Annotated in this window: 1 protein-coding gene; it reads right to left on the reverse strand. The window is 76.5% G+C overall.

Annotated features, from left to right (window positions below):
- Positions 1 to 1,730, reverse strand: a 1,730-nt coding sequence (locus ACFVHB_RS40095; protein WP_380332923.1) for an amino acid adenylation domain-containing protein, incomplete at both ends; no start/stop codon positions are given.

A 1,730-nucleotide genomic window follows, 5' to 3' on the forward strand; every position in this document is an offset into this window, starting at 1 on the left:
AAGAGGCCGCAGAGGAGTTCTTCGCGGGGGGTGCGGGGGGTGCGGCCGGTGGGGTCGGTGGAGGTGGCCGGGGCGGGCAGGGCGCGGCGGTCGAGCTTGCCGTTGGGGGTGAGCGGGAGGGTGTCGAGCAGGACGACGGCGGACGGCACCAGGTACGAGGGCAGCTGGGCGGCCGCGGTGGCCCGCAGTTCGGCGGGATCGGGCGTGTCGCCGGCCGTGGGGACCAGGTAGGCAACGAGCCTCTGGTCGCCCGGGTTGTCCTCACGGAGCAGGACGGCGGCCTGGGCGATGTCGGGGCGGGCGGTGAAGTGGGCCTCGATCTCGGCGGGTTCGATGCGGAAGCCGCGGAGCTTGATCTGGTCGTCGGTGCGGCCGAGGAACTCCAGCCGGCCCTCACCGCGCGCGTCGTGGCGCCAGCGGCCGAGGTCGCCGGTGCGGTACATCCGGGAGCCGGGCTCGCCGAACGGGTCGGGCAGGAAGCGCTCGGCCGTCGCAGCCGGGCGGCCCAGGTAGCCGCGGGCCAGACCGGCACCGGCGATGAACAGCTCGCCCGGCACCCCGACCGGCAGCTGCCGCAGCCCGGCGTCCAGCACCTGGACCCGCATGTTGTCCAGGGGGCGGCCGATCGGCACGGTGGTGCCGAGCTCGTCCCCGGCCTCCATCGGGTGCCGGGTGGCGAACACGGTGGTCTCGGTGGGGCCGTAGCCGTCGACGACCCGCAGCTCCGGGTGGAGGTCGAGCACCCGGCGCACCGCGGCCGCCGGGACGACGTCGCCGCCGGTCAGCACCTCGCGCACGCCGGCCAGGCTCTGCGGCGCGTCCTCGGCGAGCAGCCGGAACAGGCCGGCGGTCAGCCAGAGCGCGGTGATCCGGTGCTCGGCGATCAGCCGGCCCATCCGCTCGGCGTCCAGCTCGCCGGCCGGCGCCACCACCACCTGGCCGCCGCTCAGCAGCGGGACCCACAGCTCGTAGGTCGCCGCGTCGAAGGCGTGCGGGGAGTGGAACAGCACCCGTCGGTGGTGGCCGTCCCGCTGCCACCAGTGGTCGGCGGCCAGGGCGGCCACGTCCGCGTGGGTGACGGCGACGCCCTTGGGCGTGCCGGTGGAGCCGGAGGTGTACATCACGTAGGCGAGCCGCTCCGGCTGGACGGCCGGGAGGGGGCGGGCGGGGGCCTCCGGCAGCGGGGCCGAGACGTCCACCACCCGCACGCCGGCCGCCGCCCGGGCCCGGACGAACGGCAGGTCGCGGGTGGCCGCGTCCACCAGCAGCAGCTCGGCGCCGGTGTCGGCCAGTACGAGGTCCATCCGCTCGGCGGGCCAGCTCTCGGACAGCGGCACATAGGCGCTGCCGGCCCGCACCACGGCCAGCGTGCTGACCACCAGCGCCGTCGAGCGCTGCTGGAGGACGGCGACCCGGCTCTCCGCACCCGCGCCGAGTGCCACCAGGTGGCGGGCCAGGCGGTCCGCGGCGGTGTCGAGCTGGGCGTAGCTGAGGGTGTCGCTGCCGCAGACGACGGCGGTGGCGTCGGGGGTGCGGGCGGCCTGGGCGGCGAACAGCTCCGGCAGGGCGGCGGTGGGCAGCGGGTGGACGGCGCTGGTGGCCAGCGCGGCGAGTTCGGCCCGGCCCGCCGTGCCCAGCAGGTCGATGTCGTGGATGGGGGTGTCGGGGTGCTCGGCGGCGTTGCGCAGGATGCGCTGGAACTGGTCGGCGAGGCGCTCGATGGTCGAGGG

The sequence above is a fragment of the Kitasatospora sp. NPDC127111 genome (assembly GCF_042677465.1).
Classification (GTDB): domain Bacteria; phylum Actinomycetota; class Actinomycetes; order Streptomycetales; family Streptomycetaceae; genus Kitasatospora.